This is a genomic window from Paenibacillus sp. FSL R5-0473 (assembly GCF_038004565.1).
GTDB classification, from domain to species: domain Bacteria; phylum Bacillota; class Bacilli; order Paenibacillales; family Paenibacillaceae; genus Paenibacillus; species Paenibacillus amylolyticus.
This window is the reverse complement of sequence record NZ_JBBORL010000001.1, coordinates 2072057-2091220: the sequence shown is the minus strand read 5'-3', so window position 1 is coordinate 2091220 and position 19164 is coordinate 2072057. Positions and strand designations below refer to the sequence as shown.

Here is a 19164-nt window from a genome sequence, read left to right as displayed (position 1 = left end):
TAAGGAATGTTATTGGTTTTGCATGGCGAAATAACGTTTGACATCATCAATCATTTGGTTGATATGATTCACCATTGCCGCTTCAGCCTGCTCCGGAGAGCCCGCTACAATAGCATCCAGAATCTGCTGATGATCCACAACTAATTCACTTCCTACTCTCCGGCGAATATACGCGGTTTCCAGAAAATCGCGGCTTGTCTCCCATACCAGTTCAACCGCATGCAGAAGAATTTGGTTTTGCGCAGCATAAGCCAGCAATCTGTGAAACTCCCGGTCCTCCTCGTATGGTATAATATTCTTGGAAAGCAATTCATGCTGGTTGGCAATAGATGCTTGCAACAGTACTATGTATTCTTTCGAGGCACGTTGTGCTGCCAGGGAAGCGATCTCCCGCTCAAGTGCCCTTCTGGCAACGAGAACATCCAGCAGAGCCTTTTCCCCGGAATGGTTCAGCATCTGAATTAACTGTGAGTTCACGCTTTGTTGCTGCAAATCTTTTTCCAACGTCTTCATTCGATCCAGACCCTGTTCGGTCAAAGTTCTTCCCTTGCGACCTTCCAGAACTGTAAAACCTTCAACATCCATCTCCATAAGTCTTCTTCCGATGGTTGCCTGACTCAGACCATACGTTTTGCCCAAAGTATGAACCAACGTACTGGCCCCGATGGGAGCATTAGCGTCTCGAAGCTGCTTTAACAGTTCGTATTCCAACTCCATTTCGTTTAGCTCAGGACCCACTGATCTCACCCCTCTTAGATACTTAATTGTTTTTTTAATCTTCTTCGTAGTTGTTACTCACTGATGATTAACGTTAGTATACCTTGCAGACATCACAATTTCAACAATTCTCATCAAAATAGTGCGAATTATTCCCTCAGCTATACTGTGTGCCTTTTCAAGTCAAAATTAAAATTAAAAAAGAGCATTTCACATCCTTTATTCCAGCGTTTATCTGGAGAATGCAATCTGCCCTTAACGTAGCAATCTTTTAACATCACGAATGTAATCATTAATACTCAAATCAGGTATCAGGACTTGAGTTGTTGCAATAACTGCACACGGTAGGCTTCACTTTCAAGGGATTGAATTTCCTTATATTCTTCGGCAGTAAGCACTTTGGGTTCCCCGGCTGCTTTTGCGATCATATATACCTTCGCACTTTCTTCCACCACCTGGGTGCGATAATAGGCTTCGCGGAGGTTTTTACCCGTTGTGACCAATCCGTGATTGACGAGAATGAGTGCCGTATGTTCTTCTACCTTTGCTGAGACTGCATCGGCAAGAAGTTTTGTCGTTGGAAGAACGTATGGAACAAATCCGATATCACCTACCAAGGCGGACTGATCAGGGAACAAGTGTGGCAATTCATCGAAAACGAGACTAAGTGCGATCGTATATGCCGGATGCGTATGCACAATGGCTTGGATATCAGGATTCACACGATAACTGTACAGATGCATCAATACTTCGGAAGATGGACGTGTTGATCCCGCACGAGTCTCTCCTGTCTCGATATCAATGGCGATCCATTCGTCAGGCTCCAGATCCTCAAGTGCATAACCACTCGGAGACAACAACATCGTTCCCCCAGAGCGAGCGCTCAGATTCCCACCGGGTCCTACCACCAACCCTTGGGCAACTGCTCTGCGAGCATATTTCGTCAACTCTTCCCTTACTTGCTGTTCAGACATGTTTTCTCCACTCCTCATACTTTTCTTTTTAGCATTTTGCATCCATGCTCATTGCATTGAATCTGTTTATTACCTTTTGATTTGATTCAGACTTTGGTAGTTTTCATAAGCTTCCTGCCACAGCTCTGTATCCTCAGGCTCATAGATCTCGGGGGAAAAGGAAGCAGCCATGACCTCCCGTACCTCGGCCAAGCTACTCACTTCTCCATGCGCAAGGAATTGCAGCATGCAATTCCCGGCTGAAGTCGCCTCTGCCGGGCCTGCCACCACCGGGACACCGGCTGCATTGGCTGTAAACTGGCATAATAGTCGATTGTGTACACCACCACCAACCATATGAATGACACGAGGTCTTGTACCTGTAATCAACTGCAATTCATCCAGCGTTTGTCTGAATTCCAGTGCAAGACTTTCCAGAATGCAGCGCACAATCGCTCCAGTCGTTTCGGGCACTGTCTGTCCGGTGAGACTGCATTGTTGCCGTATTCGTTCAGACATATTTCCTGGTGCCAAATACACGCCATCTCCAGGCGATACATAACTTTGATGCGGCGTTGCCAAGGTAGCCAGTTGAATGAGTTCTTCATGTGTAAAAAGTTGATTCTCCCGCTCCCATTGCCGTTTACATTCCTGTAGCAGCCACAGGCCTGAACGATTTTTCAGGGTACGTACTTTGCCGTTCACGGTCCCTTCATTGGTGAATCCCAATGCACGACTTCTGTTATTCAATACAGGTGTATCACGCTCCACACCCATAAGAGACCAAGTTCCACAGCTGATAAAAGCGAAGTCCGAATCCATCGCTGGAATCGCTGCCAAGGCAGATGCCGTATCATGTGATCCCACAGAGACTACCTGCATCGGTCCAGTCCGTAACTCGGCGCACAACTCATTTGTTAGATCGCCCAGAACGGTACCCGGTTGAACGAGCTTTGGAAATAATGTTTCCGGTATACCGAGACGCCCGATCAGATGTTCATTCCAACGCGCCTCGCCTGCATGCAACAGCCCACTGGTACTTGCAATCGTATACTCACAAGCCTGCTGACCGGATAGATAATAGTGAAATAAATCCGGCATAAATAACATGCGCACATCCGGACGCAAACCTTCGGCCTGCTCTCGTACACTGCCTAGCAGTTGAAATACTGTATTGATCTGCTGCGGCAAAACGCCAGACATGGCATACAGTTCTTCTTCTTTCACCATGTGCAGTACTTCTTCCATCCATTGTGCGTTACGTGCTTCCCGGTAGTGCCGCGGATTCGAGCATAATCTTCCCGCCCCATCCACCAGTCCATAGTCCACTCCCCACGTATCCACTGCTATAGAACGGACCGATGGAGAGACGCCTTGCGTCCCTTTCACAATGCCTTGTTTTAATTCATGAAAAAGTCGCAAGAAATCCCAGTACAATCCATCCCCCAGTTGCACGGGTTCGTTGTTGAATCGATGCACTTCTTGTAACGATAGTCTGCTTCCATCAAAAGAACCCCGGACTACGCGCCCACTACCGGCACCGTAATCGGCAGCAAGCACATGTGTTGCTTGATCGCCCATTCTTTCAAGCCTCCTTAACTCTACGAGATAAGCCATATTCGAGTTCTGAACACAGTTTTCAAGAGAACGCCATGTTACCTCATTTCACAAGGAACATGGCGTTTGACAGGAATGGAACTTTATTTTAACGATACAACGGGCCAAACACACTGCAAGCACGGTAGTCTGCGCTCTCCGGCTCACTTGTGCCGAACAATCCCCATGCACGCGGACGGAAAATTTCCGTTTCAGGTACATTATGCATATTTACCGGAATACGAAGCATGGAAGCGAGAGTAATCAGATCTGCACCAATATGTCCGTATGAGATGGAGCCATGGTTCGCTCCCCATTGATTCATGACCTCGTATACGGAAGTAAAAGCTCCCGCTCCAGTTAGAACAGGTGCAAACCAGGTGGATGGCCAGGTTGGATCTGTCCGCTGATCCAGCGTATCATGTACATCTTCAGGCAGATCGACCGTGTAACCCTGAGCGATTTGCAGCACTGGTCCCAGTCCTTTGACCAGATTCAGACGTGTCATCGTTACAGGCATGCCGCCTTTGGTCAGGAAATCCGCTGAATAGCCGCCCCCACGGAAATACTCTACGGATGCCGGTCTCCACGATGTTGCTTTCAGGCAGTCCTTAACTTCCTCATCTGTAATTTCCCAGAATGGCTTGAGTACAGGCTTACCCTCTCTGGAATGTTGCCCAGTGCCATCCAAAGCTGCGGACCCGGAGTTGATTAGATGCAGAATGCCATCCTTTGCGTTTCCTTCCAATTGGTGCCCCGTCACGCGCTGTACTGAATCCGGACTCCAATACGTACGCACATCAGCGAAGATCTGTGCCGTATGTGTCAGCAGCGAACCGAATAACATCGATACCCCGTTCAGGCTGTCATTCTCCGTTGCAACCAGATAAGGCGCACGTTTGCCATTCCAGTCAAAGGAAGAGTTTAATATCGACTCCAGAAAATCTCCGTTAGGTGAATGATCCGTCCACTGCCGTTGCCCTTGGAAGCCGGATACAATCGCGTGGTGACCCATCGATTCCTCTGTAAAACCAAGCTCTGCCAATCTTGGGTTGCCCGCCATCAAGTCACGCACGATTTGGGTCATTTTCACAACGGTTTCCCATTCGTACTCTTTGCGTTTGCGATCCGTTTGCAGATGGGCAGCGTTGTTGTCTGGACCTTCGTTACAATTCTCCTTCACCCAAGCCAGTGCGAGCTTATACTCCTCGGGGTCGTAGATTTCTTCTTCGATACGACGAGTGAGTTCACTCATATCCACGTATTCATTACGCATGCCCAGATACTCCTGGAAAAATGAATCGTTCACAATTGAACCTGCAATCCCCATGGATACTGATCCAATAGACAGATAGGCTTGCCCTTTCAAGGTCGCGGCTGCAAGTCCCGCACGGCTGAACCGGAGCAATTTCTCACGCACATCCTCGGGAATCGTTGTATCTCCGCCGTCCTGCACATCCTCTCCATAGATCCCAAAGGCCGGAATCCCCTTCTGTGCATGGGCAGAGAGAACTGCCGCCAGATATACAGCACCCGGACGTTCAGTTCCGTTAAAACCCCAGATGGCTGTTGGAGTGGATGGTGACATATCCATCGTTTCCGTACCATAACACCAGCATGGTGTCACGGTGATTGTTACGCCAACGTTGGAACGGCTGAATAGTTCTGATGCTGCGGCCGCCTCGGCTACCCCGCCAATACAGGTCTCAGCCACAACACACTCCACTGCGGACCCGTCAGGATAACGTAGTTCTGATGCAAGCAACTCGGCAACAGATGTCGCCATCCGCATCGTTTGTTCTTCCAGTGACTCCCGAACGCCTTTGCGTCTTCCATCAATCGTGGGACGAATACCAATCTTGGGGAAAGCCTGTTTATAACGATAATCCTGATGTTTCACTGGAATGTCCTCCTTCAATTCGTTTCATAGGATTTGGGTTGAATTGAGAAACCTTCTGTCTGATCCATATGCATTGATTGGAATGAAATAATGACGGAAATACAACCGATACCCAGGTGGCACGCAAGAGCTGCATACACAGATTATCAAGTGCATTACTTGAGTTTTGAATGCGTTTACATATTTAGATAAATAACAATAAACCACTTCATTAATTAGCTATGTATGTAGTTCCTCTATTCAAGAAAATGGAACGTGCATGAGCAAATTTAACGAAATGGTTTATGCAGTAAATACGTTCAGTACCCTTTAGGGTTATCGGTAACCCTAACATAGCATGAGCCTATCTTGCTGTCAATTGGCATTATCCTATAGAATGGTAAGACTATGTTGCGGAAAGGTTAGATTCTAATGATTACCATTTACGATATTGCCAAAAAAGCCAACGTCTCCGCCATGACGGTCTCCAAGGTCATTAATCATACAGGCCGTATAAGTTCCGCGACACGTGAACGTGTGCAACAGGTGATCGACGAACTGGGTTACATCCCGAACTCCAATGCACGCAGCCTTGTGCTTCAACGAACCCAGATGCTCTCCCTGCTTATTACGGATATTACCAACCCTTTTTATACAACACTGGCGCGTGGTGCTGAAGATGCAGCCCATCTTCGTGGGTACCGTCTTTTATTCGGCAATAGTGACGAGGATTACAAAAAGGAAAAGGATTATGTAGATGCGATTCTGTCTACTCGCGTGGATGGTGTACTCTTTGCCCCAGCGGGAGATCGTTCTCTTCAACATCTGAAACAGCTGCAGGAACGTCACATTCCGTTTGTCTTTCTGGACCGCACCGTACCTGGCATTACGTCAGATATCATTGCTGGAGATAGCCTGGAAGGCGCGATTGAGCTGATCCGATATCTGGTGCAATTGGGTCACCGGCGCATTGCACTGGTCAATGGTTCTTCGGAGGTTTCTACCGCCAGACTGCGGGAGGAAGGTTATATAGCGGGTTTACGTGAGGCCGGAGCTGATATCGATACCGAGCTTGTGCTTCGAACCGGGTACCGGGATTTCAGCGATGAAGAAGGACTGGATCGCCTACTTTCTCAACCGGATCAACCAACAGCCATTTTTGCCGCCAACAACATGCTGGCAATTGGGGTCATTCGGCTTTTGCGCAAACGAGGACTGCGTGTACCAGAAGACATTTCTGTTGTGTGCTTCGACGATCTGGATCTGGCTTCTGCTTTTGATCCTTTCCTGACTGTAGCTGCACAGCCCGCGTATGACTTTGGGTTTCAGGGCGTACAGATGCTGATTGACCGAATTGAGGGAAAAGCCCCTTCCGAAGCCCAAACCGTCATTCTACCGTCAGAACTGCGCATACGTGCTTCAGCTGCTGCTCCACGTGAGCAAAAATAGAGTTAAGCACCAGAGTTGACTAAATATTATCGTGTAAATGATTAGTCCACTTATCTGAATTAGGTCCCGTTCAAATTCGAAAAATGTACAACATAAACAGGGTGCACCGGAGATTACGCTCTGGCTGCACCCTGTTTTACATTCATTCGTTGAAAAGATCAGTTCGTTCGAACCGATTTGCCCATCTGGTTTATTTCAGTTCCATCCGAGCCGATATTCTACCGCTCCGACTGTAATGCAAGAGCGACCTCACGAACGAGTCCCGGGAACCAGTCCATCAGAGGTTCGAACGTATATCCCGCTTGTTCAGCTTTGGTCGTCTCCATCGTCCATGATTGCTCAATTCCGAAGGGTGACATGTCCTCTTTCACCGTTTCCGTGAGGATCTGGGACTGCATGCCCGTGACCGTCTCGATCAGATGTATCATGGCTGACAGCGTAATCGCACCCTTGGAAGCTGCATTCACCGGACCGGTAATGGACGAATGTCCAAGCCAAGCGAGAAATCTTGCCGCTTCGGTGGAATTGATAAATCCAATCTCCGCATCCGGATTTGGCATGCCGATCGGTTTTCCTTTTTGCACATGTTCAATATGAAAATGAAGTCTTCTCGTATAATCATCAATCCCGAGTACAATTGGGATGCGCATCGCCACTACCGGGAAATCTGCTTCCTGGAAAAATACAGCCTCCGCAAGCCGTTTGCCTTCTCCATACGAAAAATCCTCTGCACTTCCATACTGCAATGGATATGTATACGGGTCAAAATCCGTTTCCTTAAATCCAGGTCTGGGATCACCGTACACCGAGAGTGTGGATGTCAGAACGTATCTTTTGGTGCGCCCTGCAAAAGATTCACATGCCGCTTTCGCCGCATCTGGGGAATAACAGATATTATCGTACACAACATCCCACATGTCTGTCTGCGCAACCTCTGCCAGAGATTCCGGGTCTTCACGATCCATCTTGATTCGGTTTACTTCGGGTCCGAAGTCAACATCCGTTTTACCACGAGTTGCGACTGTGATCTGAGACTTCCCTTCCCACAGCAAGTGATCCACAAGACGTTTGCCAAAAAAACGTGTACCCCCAAGTATAAGTACTTTATTCATCCAAAAAACCTCCTATCATGTTCAATTATGTTTAACAATTTGAAGCATGGTGTGAGCATTCCGTTGAAACTCATATGAAGTTGGTTCTTCGGATACCGTGCACCCACGCTCTTCGAGTATTAATTTTAAAGCATCCATGTGCTTGTAACGTTCACCAGACAGATCCACTGTTGGAAAAATGCGAACCTCTTGTTTGGTCACACGCAGCAACTCCATTATGGTTGCAACATGAAAATCAACATCCAATCGATCCGCATAAGTAAACAGGAAATGGGCGGATAACGTCAGATCGAATTGTTCATCTGCAAAGGGTAGATCCGGGAGCACAGACGCCACATAACGGTCAGGAAACATTCTCATATCTGCGATGCAATCTGTGATGGCACGAGTTCGTTCTTCCTTTAACCCCTGAATTGATCCAAATTGATCCCACACATATATCCCTTGCACGGGTTCCATCTGTTTCATCGTATGCTCAATGTCCTGAAATCCCTTTACTTCAAGCTCGTCGATCTCATGTTCGTAGGCAATATCCACGGCCACGGGATCAGCACCCAACTTGCGCGCCTGGCTACTGAACGAACATGCTCCACCTGGACAATCCAGAATGGACTTGCCATTAATCTCGTCCACCATTAAGTTGAACATCTTCATATATTCCTCGAAGGTTCTTCCTATGAAAACGATCTGTGACAGTTCCAAACCTCCAGAATCATTGGACTGCTGATCTTCTCTGCTGTTATTCATCTCTTCTCTACTGTTGCTCTGCTCATCTCTGCTCATCTCGTCTCAGCTTCCTTTCCTGCGCTTGAATCAATCGTTAGGGAACACAAGCCCAATCTGCTTCCGAATCTGATCCATGACCTGCATCGTAACATAGGAGCGTTCATATGTGTTCATGTCAGATTCCTTTTTGCCTTCCTGAACCAGATTCACGAACTCCTCCACTTCATAATACATCGCCGGATGGTTTTGTTCGACTGTGAGCTGCTCCACCGTACCGTCATTGTAACGTATCTCTGCATGTTCTGGTGAACCAATCTTATCAATGATGATGCTTCCCTGTTCCCCCATGATTTCGCTTGGCAGATGAGAGTTGGAGATTTTGGAGTATGTAACGACCGCATCCATCCCATCATAGTCCAGCAGCACACTACCTTGTCCATCCACGCCAGATTCCAGCATCATCGCTTGGGATTGAACCCGGTTAGGTGCACCGAACAACGTAATCAATGGATAGAGACAATACACACCGAGATCCATTAACGCCCCATTAGCGAGTTCAGGCTTGAACGCGTTCAGGACAATCCCCTCTTTGTACTTGTCGTAACGCGAAGAATACTGAGAGTATCCTGCTACGTATTTGCGGACAGGACCGATTTTATGCAGGCTCTTCTGCACCATTTTGAACTGGGGAACAAGGGTCGATTTCATCGCTTCCATGAGCAGAACCTCGTGTTCTCGTGCTGTATCGATCATACTCCGAACTTCGGCGCTATTTGCAGCCAGAGGTTTCTCGCACAATACATGTTTACCGTTTCTCAGAAAAAGCTCAGCCTGCTCCGCATGAACCGTATTCGGTGTTGCGATGTAGACTGCATCAATCACATCACTTGCCGCCAACTCTTCCAGATCGGTGAATCGGTGTTCAACATCATATTTATCTGCGAATGCATTAGCCTTATCTTCAGTTCTTGAATACACGGCGGTTAATTTGAATCCTTCAACCTGTGCTGCGGCTTCAAGAAGCCTTTCTGTAATCCAGTTGGTACCCACTACGCCAAAACGAACCATGCCTACCTACCTCTTTCATCTATAAATTTCATTTGAGATATAAACCACTCCATCTTGTATATTGTAGCTCATATTTCGTTCAGATTGAAGGAAGGGGCCATATCCCCAAATATTGATATCTTGCTTTTTAAGTTAGAACTTCGTCAATCCCTTCGAATCAAGGGTATAATTAGAGATGAGGTGATCACAGTGGAAAGTCGAGATCAAGATCGCATACTGCCCGAATCTATAGAGGAAAAATACTGGCATGCCATCATCCACAACGATAGTTCCTATGATGGAACATTCTATTACGGCGTGCAAACAACGGGTATTTTCTGTCGACCTTCCTGTAAATCCAGAGCACCCAAAGTTGAAAATGTGCTGATATTTCAACATATTGAAGAAGCGTTAGCATTAAAGTTCAGACCCTGCAAACGTTGCAAGCCCACAGGCGAGCGGGTACCTGATCAGGAGTGGATATACGGAATCACGGATTACATCGAACATCATTACGCCGAACCTCTAACCTTGGATGTCCTTGCCACTGTAAGTCATGGCAGTCCTTATCATCTGCATCGTGTGTTCAAGCAGATTACAGGCCGCACACCGGTTCAATATATTCAGGATAAACGAATTACCGAAGCCCGGAAGTTGCTTGAACATACCGGACTTACCGTCACCGATATTGGCCGCCATGTCGGTATACCTAACTCAGCTTATTTCATTACTGTATTTCGCAAACACACAGGTCTCACACCTGCACACTACCGCGAAAGGCATGAGAACTTATGAAGACAAATCTTACTTACAAAGTACCCAAAACGTTACTCAACAAGGGGACAGGGTTCCTTAATGGATATACACATACACTGAATCCTTACACAGGATGCGCCTTCGGTTGTTCTTATTGTTATGTCAGACAGATGCCTGTCTCTCTCTTTCGCAAAGAGGATTGGGGAACGTGGGTTGATGTGAAACAACAGGCCTCCCGAGTATTCGCCAAAGAGTTGCAACGTGCCCTGACCAAAGGGGAAGTTACTCTGTTCATGTCATCCAGTACCGACCCGTATCAACCCGCCGAATACAAGGAGTGTATCACGCGTTCATTACTTGAAACGATGGTACAGCATCCTCCAGATTTCGTATTAGTCCAGACCCGCAGTCCACTCGTTACCCGGGATATAGATCTGCTACAGCAGTTAGGTGACCGGGTTCGGGTCAGCATGACGGTAGAGACGGATCTGGACGATATGCGCAAGCATTTCAGTCCTTCCGCTCCCCCAATTGCGGGCCGATTACGTGCATTGGAACAGTTGCGGGATGCCGGAATACCCACGCAGGTTGCGATTGCTCCCGTATTACCCAGCAGTGAACAGTTTGCAGCCATATTGAGACCTCTGGTTCAACGTGTATGCATTGACGATTACTTCATGGGCGATGGCAGTGAGGGCAAGCGCACCCGTCGACTCGGTATGGAGTTGCTCTATCAGCAAGTGGGGATGGAGCATTGGTATCATCCAGATGCGTATCAGACTGTAGTTCAGCGGATGAAAGACTGTTTTGCCGAGGATGAGATCTGGATCAGTCAGGCGGGATTTGAGCCATAAATGGCTATATAAGTTGGACTAAAGATTATTTACACTGGACACTCCAATGACAGAACAACCTTTCGAGCGCTGTTATTCCCAGATTTTTTTGATTTAATAAAAAACAGCCCCTTTCCTTGTTCGAAGGAAAAGGGGCTGTTTATCATGATATAAGTCATAATGGCTATCTTATTTATCCAATGTATACAATGGCAGATCCACCGGCAATGCAGCCGGGCGCTGACACGAGCTTTTCATCTGGTAGAACGTCTGCTCATCTGATGAATCGTGGAATGCCCACATGGCCTCAAGTACGTGGTATGCCAGTTCCCCACTCGCACGGTGTGCACGTCCACTATGTGCTGCATAGGCCATATCTGCCACACCGATGCCACGTGTATTTTCCTGATATCCTGGGAGGAGCGGAACTTCCGTCCATTCATGTTCACCCAGCAAGCGATAACGAACCGGACCACCAAAGGTGTTGGGGTCAGGTACCTGTAATGTACCGTGCGTGCCATATATCTCAATCGGTGGCAATGCACTTCCGCCAAATACGTCAAAACTTGTAATCAGCGTGCCAATGGCTCCCTGTTCAAACTGCAACAGACCCGTGACGTGAGTTGGAATTTCGACGGGAACCACCTGGCCTCTCTTTTTCTCACTCGTAATCGTCCGTTCGTTCATGGCTTTACCTGTCATACCCGCAATCGACTTGATCGGTCCCATTAGTTGAACCAATGCGGTGAGGTAGTACGGACCCATGTCAAACATTGGCCCACCGCCTGACGCGTAATAAAACTCCGGATCTGGGTGCCAATGCTCATGACCACGGCTCATCATAAATGCGGTCGCCGCCACCGGCTTGCCGATTACCCCTTCTTCCACCAATTGAAGTGAAGTCTGGATGCCTGAACCAAAGAACGTTTCTGGTGCACAACCCACGAGCAGTCCCTTACGCTTCGCTGTTTCAAGCACGGCCTGCCCTTCTTCACGGGTAACAGCGAGCGGTTTTTCTACATAAACATGTTTGCCAGATTCAAGCGCACGCAAGCATACATCCGCATGAACGGAAGGAATCGTCAGGTTGATGATCAGCTCAATCTCGGGATCAGCCAAGATTTCGTCGACGCTGTATACGTTAGGGACGTTATAGGCTGCTGCCTGCTCCTCGGCACGTTTCCGGTCGAGATCCGCAACAGCAACAAGTTCCAGCACCTCGAACCGGTGACAGTTTTCCATATAAATACCGCTGATTTTACCGCAGCCAATAATGCCTACTTTCATTGTTTTCATACCTGGGGCTCCCTTCGCCGTGGATCAGAAATGGTTTATCCATTGAGGATGAATGGTTAACACTGAAGTTACGTTTGCAATCAAACTATAATCTCATTAGTTCTGGTTGTCCGCCATACCTGTGTACACTTCGGTTGCTGAACTTACTCGACTCTTGGCAAGCTCTTTGCCTGCTGCTGTCCATTTGAAACCACTGCGCATCATTTCAGTCACGGGTTTCATGTCTACAATGTCTGCATGGTGTCCCAGGGAGTTGTAGAATACACGCCCGGCGCCCCAGCGTTTCGTCCAGACAACAGGCATATCTACGGGCCCATTCGCCGCATGCGGACCAGCCACCACTGGGAAACGAGTTGTTGCCAGCACTTCCACTGCCGGGTCTACGTGCAGGTAGTACTGTTCACTTTTCACCTGAAAATCTTCAATATGATCCAATAACGGGCTAGAGCCACGCTTCATGTTTACCATATACTCCACACCATCATTGCCTGGATGAGCAACCCATTGTCCACCCGTCATAAACTGCCAGTCTACGTTATTTCGGAAGGCATCACACATCCCGCCATGAAGACCAGCCAAGCCCACACCGCTCTGAACAGCCGCTGATACGTTATTGACGAGTTCTTGCTCAATCTGTCCCATTGTCCACAACGGCACGATCAGATCCAGACCTAGCAGCTTCTTGGCATCCGCATAAGACTCCAACGTATTCGAGACTTCAACCTCAAACTGCTCTTCCTTCAAAATACGCTCAAATATCGCTGCTACCTGCTCCGGTTCATGTCCATCCCAGCCGCCCCATACAATCAGTGCTTTACTCATCGTTTATTCACTCGCTTTCGCCTAGTTTTATGTGTTCAACCTTATTTCTGACGTCACTGTCTTGCTTACTCACATCTCTTCAAGCGTCACCCAGCGTCGCTCTGTCACCGAACGTTCTACCGCTTCCAGTACAGCCTGACAAGCGACCCCATCGTGGAAACTCGGTGATGGTTGGCGTCCTTCAGAGATCGCTGTCACAAGCTCCAGCATTTCATGGGTGAACGTGTGCTCGAATCCAATCGTATGTCCAGCAGGCCACCAGGCTTCAGCATATTTATGTGCCGGATCGGTCGCCAGTACACGGCGGAATCCCTGTACGTCCTCTTCATCCTTTGTGAAATACACTTCCAGTTCGTTCATCCGTTCAAAATCAAATCGTACACTGCCGAGACTGCCGTTTATCTCAAACGAGTTCGTACTCCGATGCCCCGCTGCAAAACGTGTAGCCTCGAAGCTGCCCAGCGCCCCTCCTGCGAATCGTGCCAGGAACAACGTAGCGTCGTCGACGGTCACTTCTCCTTTGGGTGCATCCGCATTCGAACTGCCCTTTGCACTCAGACCGGTCATTTCGGCTGCAAGCGGACGCTCTTTGATGAAGGTTTCGCTCATACCGATGACTTCCTGGAATTCACCAACAAGGAAACGAGCCAGATCGATTAAATGCGCACCCAGATCCCCGTGGGAACCGGAACCAGCCACTTCTTTTTGCAAACGCCATACCAGCGGGAACGAAGGGTCCATGATCCAGTCCTGCAGGAAAAACGCACGGAAATGATAGATTTTACCCAGTCGTCCGCTCTCCACCAGATCCTTCGCTAATTGCACCGCTGGTGAGAAACGGTAGTTGAACCCGACCATATGTGCGACTCCAGCATCCTCTGCTGCCTGAAGCATCTCACGCGAATCCGCAAGCGACAGGGCCAGAGGCTTCTCACAAAACAGATGTTTGCCCTGACGAGCTGCTTCCAAAGCAATTTCCTTATGGGCATCACTTGGTGCGTTAATATCAATCAGATCGATATCATCCCGCTTTACCAGTTCACGCCAATCCGTTACACTCTCGGACCAACCGAACTGATTCGCTGCCTCCTGCACTCCCTGCTCGTTACGTCCACAGATCACAGACATCTCAGGCTGCAACGGAGCAGACGGGAAAAACATCGGCAGACTGCGATAGGCATTACTGTGGGCCTTCCCCATAAACTTGTATCCAACCATTCCGACACGAAGACGATTTGACATGATCATTTCCTCCTTTGGAATAATAAAAAGTCTTTCAATATGTGTACCAATAAACTATTGACGGATAGAAGAAGCACGGATAATCAGTTCGGTAGGCAACAACGCTCTCGCAGATTTGGGTACCGCTACAACAGAGTTATTCGCTTCATGTGTATCACCCACAGACCCATGCATAAGCTTCGATACTGCAAGTTCACCCATCTCAAAAAATGGAACCCTGACGCTGCTCAGCGGCGGAACCGCCATCTCGGCGGCATCGGAGTCGTCATAACCCACAAATGCCGGAAAATCCGCAGGCCCTATTCCCCGCTCACGTAAACCATGCATGACACCAATGGCCATCCGGTCATTGGCCGCAAATACAGCATCAATCTCATGTAGGCGATCTGCTACAATCGCTGCCGCCTCAATGCCACTTCTTCTACTATAATTCCCTTTAAGCAATAGACTCGGCTCCAGCTCCATACCTGCTTCTTGCAGGCCAAGACAAACGCCTTCCATTCGCTCCTGGCTGTTGGAATAGCTGTCTGGACCATTGAGAAAAGCGATTTTGCGATACCCCTGATCCGTAAGATGACGTATGGCAAGTCTGCTTCCTTCCACATGATCCGCATCCACTTCCGTGAACGATTGGCCCTCAAAATGCTGATTCATGACACAGAATGGGTGTCCTTCCTGATGAAGTTGCTGCATGGCCGCCAGTTCTTCATGATCATCTCTGGCACCAAGGATAATGCAGGCATCCACTTTCTGACGCCGGAACAGATCCGTATAATTCATCACTTCACCGGGTGTTCGGAACATAACCAACAGGTCCATGCTATTGTCTCTGGCTTTGCTACCAATCCCACTCAGCATTTCCGAGAAGAAATACGCCGAGAACAGATGCGCCTTCGGAACATAAGGTAATACCACGCCAAGGTTTCCGCTTTTACTTCTGGCAAAACTGCGAGCAAGCGCGCTGGGCACATAGCCTAACTGTTCGGAAGCTTCAAGAACCTTGCGGCGTGTCTCTTCTTTAATAGGACCTACCCCATTAAGCACCCGGGAGACCGTCGCCTCGGAAACACCCGCAAGATCAGCCACTTCTTTACGAGATGCCATGAATTTCACCCCCTTTTATATAAGTTGAACTAAAGATTATTTACACTGAACTACGATGACAGAACAACCTTCCAATCGCTGTTATCCCCAGATTTTTCGATTCCTTTTTATAAAGGGGAAAATCCGGGGATAGCGTATGCTTCCGATGCAGCTTTCTTTCAGAAAGCTTTTAGGCGAACGCTTTGCTTTTTCAGGTTTTTTCTATCCTCTCCGTTATCGTGCAAATGATTAGTTCAACATATATAGCTCATCAATAAATCAAATAGTAATTAAAAATCGATATTTATGTACGCGCGTACATTTTCTCATGCCATGTAACCGTTGTCAATGCTTTTAACACAAAAAAATAATGAGGGTTTGGGTTAATCCAAGCCCTCATTATTATCTTGCCAGAGATGGTACTTTCATTAACTTCATGCTCTGTAATCTTAGGGATTCAAGTTACTTATCAACCTTAAATACAACGATTTCAGTTGATCCTGTTTGTTCAATTATGGGGAGTGCAGCTCACAACGTCGTTGTAACGCCAAGATCAACGGAGGATTGACTAAACTCAGCTTGCTCCATCGTTTTCGCATGACTCGGAATGCGATCCGAGGGTTCTGGCGTGGATTGGAGCTGTCTTACTTTGTGCAACACTTCTTTGTTCGGCAGGAAGTGTTGGGAACGAATAAACCGAATTGTTTTGGTTTTGGCACGCATAACTATCGAATCCGTCTCGGCACGATCATCCGCAAGATATCGTACCCCTCCCAAGATCTCACCTGGCGTCACACCCGTTGCGGCAAAAATGACATCCTCCGTGCCGATCATATCCTGCATCGTTAACACTTTATAGGGATTATCGATCCCCATCTGCAAGCAGCGCTGGAATTCGTCTGCGTTGGCAGGCATCAGACGACCTTGGATCTCACCCCCAAGGCAAGATAGCGCTGCGGCAGCCAGCACACCTTCTGGCGCTCCTCCAGATCCGACATACAGATCAATGCCCGCCTCCGGGAAGGCCGGTGCCATCGCACCCGCAACATCACCGTCACTGAGAAACTTGATCCGTACGCCAACCTTGCGTAGCGTCTTGATGGTATTCTCATGTCGTACACGATCCAGAATCATCACAGTGAGGTCCGAGATGTTTTTGTTCAATGCGGCAGCGGCTTTCTCCAGTGTGACTTCAACCGGGTCTTCAATGCTGACCTTGCCTACAAGCGCAGGCCCTACCGCCAGTTTCTCCATATACATGTCCGGTGCGTGGAGCAGGTTACCTTTTCCCGCCACTGCAATAACCGATAGAGCGTTGTTTAGTCCTTTGGCCACGATTTCTGTACCTTCGAGCGGGTCTACAGCCACGTCAACCTCGGGGCCCTCAGCGTTGCCTACTTCCTCGCCGATGTACAACATGGGTGCTTCATCCATTTCTCCTTCACCGATTACCACCGTGCCGCGAATGGACACGGAATCGAACATGGCGCGCATGGCCAAAGTAGCCGCTTCATCTGCACTGTTCTTGTCGCCTCGTCCCATCCAGGGTGCTGAAGCTAACGCAGCCAATTCTGTTACTCTGACAATTTCCAACGCCAGTTCGCGTTCCATTTTTCCCACTTCCTTTCCAATTTCCAAAAGCATAACGTGAAAGCGGTACTAAATCCATCGCAAATCCATATGAAATTGATCTATAATCGGCGTAGTAGCGCCTTTTTAACGATTTATACCTTATTTATCCAATTAATATATTGATCGATTTCGCTCCTTTTTTCGGCTGGTTTTAAGAGTCCAATCCTCCTGATTTCTTACTTGAAATATTAATTTTATTTTTCCATTTTCCGCGTAAAAATCTAAATAATTCAACATGGTGGATTAACACATCCGTTTCATGCGTAAAAAGTTCTTTTAACATGAGGTATATACAACTTATATCGTGATTTTTAAGAACATAACGCTATCTAATAGGCTACAAACGAAAACGATTTTCGACTGGCTGTCCAAAAGTAGAAATAAACTAATAAACTGTAATGATAATCCTTGAGATCAGCCTATTACCTTCACTATTATTGAGCAAAATTATAATGCCATTTATGTATTAATCAGGCCTTTAACTTTTACTAAAGCCATAGATGCAGCTTATGAAGGTCATCGAAAATAATAAGTTTACATAATATTAATTATGTAATAACACTCTTCAATTTCATCATTTTATTATTCAACGGTTCTGGTAAAACATAAAAAAGCCCGAGAGAATTCTGCTCAATAGCATGTTTCTCCCAAGCTTTTCCCTCGATGATCCAGTTACAGTAGCGTTTTGGTCATTATAAAATCAATCTGTTCCTCATCTCCCATGTAAAAAGCATGAGCTCCTGTCTGTACAAACCCCATCTTTTCATAAAATGCGATGGCATTTTCATTTTTCTCCCACACGCCTAACCAGATATTCGTTTTGTGTTGTTCTGTTGCCATCTCTATGGCTTTATGGAGCAGTACCTTACCCAAGCCATGTTTTTGGAACTCTTTCTTGATGTACACACGCTCGATCTCAAGAGATTCCACACCCATATTCTCAGACTGAGCATCATTGATATTTACCTTCATGTACCCTGCCACTTTGTGGTTGACATAAATAAAAAGAAATTGTGAATCCGCTATGGACAGTTCAGTTTCTAATCGCTCCCGATTAAACGCCTTTTCCAGATAAGCTTTCATGTTTTCGGGTGAATTTTGCGCTTTAAACGTTTCATTAAACGTCTCATAACTAATCTCCTGCAGTTCACATACATGTTCAATGGTACATCTCTCTATACGAATCGTCATCTATATTCACATTCCTTTAACAAGTTAATCGTTTGTTGCAAATGCACTAAAAAAGGGTTACATTGAATTTAGCTCAATTTTGTTGTATTTGCAACATAATATCGAAAAAGAGGTTGAATTAATTTGAAATATGTACTTTTTGTCGCAGGTATTCTCATCTTAACACTTGGCATTTCCCTTACCATCCAATCTGAACTGGGCACCTCACCGTTTGATGCACTTCTGGTAGGGCTGTCACATCATGTAGGGCTAAGTGTAGGTAGCTGGGAGGTCATCATTGCTTTCCTATTAATTGGATGTAATTCGCTTTTGAAGCAGCAAAAACCCGAGTTTCTGGGGCTCGTCACCGCATTCATTACTGGTGTCGGGATTGATATCTGGCTTTATGTATCTGATTCCCTGATCACACCCGAAGTTTGGTACAGCAAATTAATGATTTTTGTCATTGGTTTAGTGATCATAAGTATTGGCACGGCAATTTATTTACAGACCCATTTTGCACCCATTCCGATTGACCGCTTAACATTAATCTTGCATGAAATCACTCAAACGCCCTTATTTGTATCGAGAACATTCATTTACCTTGTATTTTTAATTCTGGCGTTTCTGCTCAGTGGGCCAATCGGGCTTGGAACGTTGATAACCGTATGTTGTGCAGGTGTGCTTCTTCAGTTCATCATGGGCCATACGAAAAGGATAATAGATCGCATATTAACAGATATGGATACATCGTCACATACTAAAAGTGAAAAAGAACATTCCGTCTAATCGGTATACACCTTCTACACCATAAAAAGGCTGAATCAGAGGTTCAACCCCTGATCCAGCCC

Annotated in this window: 17 protein-coding genes; 4 read left to right on the top strand and 13 right to left on the bottom strand. The window is 47.1% G+C overall.

Annotated features, from left to right (window positions below):
* Positions 1-9 precede the first annotated feature (9 nt).
* The 4 genes from MKY28_RS09175 to MKY28_RS09160 all read right to left on the bottom strand — a co-directional run bounded on the left by MKY28_RS09175 (position 10) and on the right by MKY28_RS09160 (position 5166).
* On the bottom strand, positions 10-738 hold the full coding sequence (locus MKY28_RS09175) for an FCD domain-containing protein (protein ID WP_245838229.1): 729 nt from the start codon (positions 736-738) through the stop codon (positions 10-12).
* Positions 739-1028: 290 nt separating this feature from the next.
* Positions 1029-1691 carry a class II aldolase/adducin family protein gene (locus tag MKY28_RS09170; RefSeq protein ID WP_076328589.1) on the bottom strand — a complete coding sequence of 221 codons (663 nt, stop codon included), beginning with the start codon at positions 1689-1691 and terminating at the stop codon, positions 1029-1031.
* Positions 1692-1760: 69 nt separating this feature from the next.
* Complete coding sequence (locus MKY28_RS09165) at positions 1761-3251, bottom strand: rhamnulokinase (RefSeq protein WP_340935757.1); 1491 nt, start codon at positions 3249-3251, stop codon at positions 1761-1763.
* A gap of 124 nt (positions 3252-3375) precedes the next feature.
* Positions 3376-5166: an L-fucose isomerase gene (locus MKY28_RS09160; protein WP_340935755.1), complete on the bottom strand. Its 1791-nt coding sequence runs from the start codon at positions 5164-5166 to the stop codon at positions 3376-3378.
* A gap of 411 nt (positions 5167-5577) precedes the next feature.
* On the opposite strand from MKY28_RS09160, the gene MKY28_RS09155 reads away from it, so the two are divergent.
* A complete protein-coding gene (locus MKY28_RS09155; RefSeq protein ID WP_340935753.1) occupies positions 5578-6594 on the top strand; it encodes a LacI family DNA-binding transcriptional regulator in 1017 nt (338 codons plus the stop codon).
* Positions 6595-6812: 218 nt separating this feature from the next.
* Here MKY28_RS09155 and MKY28_RS09150 read toward each other — a convergent pair whose 3' ends face one another.
* The 3 genes from MKY28_RS09150 to MKY28_RS09140 are packed head-to-tail and all read right to left on the bottom strand — an operon-like array spanning position 6813 to position 9500.
* A complete protein-coding gene (locus tag MKY28_RS09150; protein WP_036613785.1) occupies positions 6813-7706 on the bottom strand; it encodes an NAD-dependent epimerase/dehydratase family protein in 894 nt (297 codons plus the stop codon).
* 21 nt (positions 7707-7727) lie between these two features.
* Positions 7728-8489, bottom strand: coding sequence for an SAM-dependent methyltransferase (locus tag MKY28_RS09145; RefSeq protein WP_445670888.1), 762 nt, complete (start codon positions 8487-8489; stop codon positions 7728-7730).
* Positions 8490-8519: 30 nt separating this feature from the next.
* The gene (locus MKY28_RS09140; RefSeq protein WP_076317677.1) at positions 8520-9500 is read right to left on the bottom strand and encodes a Gfo/Idh/MocA family protein; all 981 of its coding nucleotides are present in this window, start codon (positions 9498-9500) and stop codon (positions 8520-8522) included.
* Between the two features lie 189 nt (positions 9501-9689).
* Between MKY28_RS09140 and MKY28_RS09135 the strand changes: the two genes are divergently transcribed.
* Together MKY28_RS09135 and MKY28_RS09130 are read left to right on the top strand one after the other, a co-directional pair.
* Positions 9690-10274, top strand: coding sequence for a bifunctional transcriptional activator/DNA repair enzyme AdaA (locus MKY28_RS09135; RefSeq protein ID WP_340937877.1), 585 nt, complete (start codon positions 9690-9692; stop codon positions 10272-10274).
* Positions 10271-11089: an SPL family radical SAM protein gene (locus tag MKY28_RS09130; RefSeq protein WP_340935751.1), complete on the top strand. Its 819-nt coding sequence runs from the start codon at positions 10271-10273 to the stop codon at positions 11087-11089. Before MKY28_RS09135 ends, MKY28_RS09130 begins: the two co-directional genes overlap by 4 nt.
* A gap of 168 nt (positions 11090-11257) precedes the next feature.
* Here the strand turns inward: MKY28_RS09130 and MKY28_RS09125 are convergent, their stop codons facing one another.
* The 6 genes from MKY28_RS09125 to MKY28_RS09100 all read right to left on the bottom strand — a co-directional run bounded on the left by MKY28_RS09125 (position 11258) and on the right by MKY28_RS09100 (position 18334).
* Positions 11258-12364 carry a Gfo/Idh/MocA family protein gene (locus MKY28_RS09125; RefSeq protein ID WP_340935750.1) on the bottom strand — a complete coding sequence of 369 codons (1107 nt, stop codon included), beginning with the start codon at positions 12362-12364 and terminating at the stop codon, positions 11258-11260.
* Between the two features lie 96 nt (positions 12365-12460).
* Entirely contained in the window at positions 12461-13186 is a 726-nt protein-coding gene (locus tag MKY28_RS09120; RefSeq protein WP_340935749.1) for a ThuA domain-containing protein, read from the bottom strand.
* Between the two features lie 69 nt (positions 13187-13255).
* Complete coding sequence (locus tag MKY28_RS09115) at positions 13256-14428, bottom strand: Gfo/Idh/MocA family protein (protein WP_036613779.1); 1173 nt, start codon at positions 14426-14428, stop codon at positions 13256-13258.
* A 54-nt stretch (positions 14429-14482) separates the two neighbouring features.
* Complete coding sequence (locus tag MKY28_RS09110) at positions 14483-15532, bottom strand: LacI family DNA-binding transcriptional regulator (protein WP_036613777.1); 1050 nt, start codon at positions 15530-15532, stop codon at positions 14483-14485.
* Between the two features lie 507 nt (positions 15533-16039).
* The gene (gene glpX, locus MKY28_RS09105; protein WP_076328584.1) at positions 16040-17122 is read right to left on the bottom strand and encodes a class II fructose-bisphosphatase; all 1083 of its coding nucleotides are present in this window, start codon (positions 17120-17122) and stop codon (positions 16040-16042) included.
* Between the two features lie 693 nt (positions 17123-17815).
* The gene (locus MKY28_RS09100) at positions 17816-18334 is read right to left on the bottom strand and encodes a GNAT family N-acetyltransferase (RefSeq protein WP_340935747.1); all 519 of its coding nucleotides are present in this window, start codon (positions 18332-18334) and stop codon (positions 17816-17818) included.
* Positions 18335-18457: 123 nt separating this feature from the next.
* On the opposite strand from MKY28_RS09100, the gene MKY28_RS09095 reads away from it, so the two are divergent.
* Positions 18458-19102, top strand: coding sequence for a YczE/YyaS/YitT family protein (locus tag MKY28_RS09095; RefSeq protein WP_340935746.1), 645 nt, complete (start codon positions 18458-18460; stop codon positions 19100-19102).
* Positions 19103-19164: the final 62 nt, after the last annotated feature.